Below are 678 nucleotides of genomic sequence, written 5' to 3'. Positions count from 1 at the left end.
GATGCGCCTGTAAGGCTCTCTTACCAGCCGCGCCCTAACAGGCGCATACGATCTGACATTTGCATCAAACTTCGTTACTTACGGCCCGTAAACGGGCTGCCCGGATACGGGATCGATAATTGCTCACCCATTTTATCCTCTTCAAGCTGGTGCTTTATGTAGTCCTGTATCTTCGCCGTGTTCTTACCCACCGTATCGACATAGTACCCTCTGCACCAGAACTCCCTGTTCCTGTATTTGAATTTTAGATCCCCAAACTGCTCGTAAAGCATCAGACTACTTTTACCCTTCAGATATCCCATGAAGCTCGACACACTCATCTTCGGCGGGATCTCCAGAAGCATGTGAATATGATCTGCACAACATTCCGCTTCCAGAATTCGTACGTTTTTCCATTCACACAATTTTCTTAATATGCTGCCTACTGCCCTACGCTTCTCTCCATAGAACGCTTGTCTTCGGTATTTGGGCGCGAAAACTATGTGATATTTACAGTTCCATCGGGTGTGCGCTAAGCTCTTTTCGTCCCCCATTGGGACCCCCTTTTGATTTCTTGTTGAACTTTTGCAGTTGCCAGACCGCAAGATGTTTTAACAAATCAAAAGGGGTTTTAATAACTGACTTAAAGCTGAAAGCTTTCCGGAACCCCCAGCCTAGCTGGGGGTTTTCCATAGACAA

2 protein-coding genes are annotated in these 678 nt (G+C 46.6%); both read right to left on the bottom strand.

Annotated features, from left to right (window positions below):
- Window positions 1-74 precede the first annotated feature (74 nt).
- Window positions 75-533 (bottom strand): IS200/IS605-like element IS200F family transposase, encoded by a 459-nt coding sequence (gene tnpA, locus HV477_RS27935; protein WP_000502119.1) that lies wholly within the window; start codon window positions 531-533, stop codon window positions 75-77.
- Window positions 490-678 (bottom strand): hypothetical protein (locus HV477_RS28320; protein WP_203436941.1); only part of this gene is annotated, 189 nt, incomplete at its 5' end. The genes tnpA and HV477_RS28320, both read right to left, overlap by 44 nt.

It is taken from the genome of Salmonella sp. SG203, assembly GCF_013350575.1.
GTDB classification, from domain to species: domain Bacteria; phylum Pseudomonadota; class Gammaproteobacteria; order Enterobacterales; family Enterobacteriaceae; genus Salmonella; species Salmonella enterica.
Note: the sequence above shows the minus strand (reverse complement) of the source record. Positions and strands in the feature narration are given on the sequence as shown.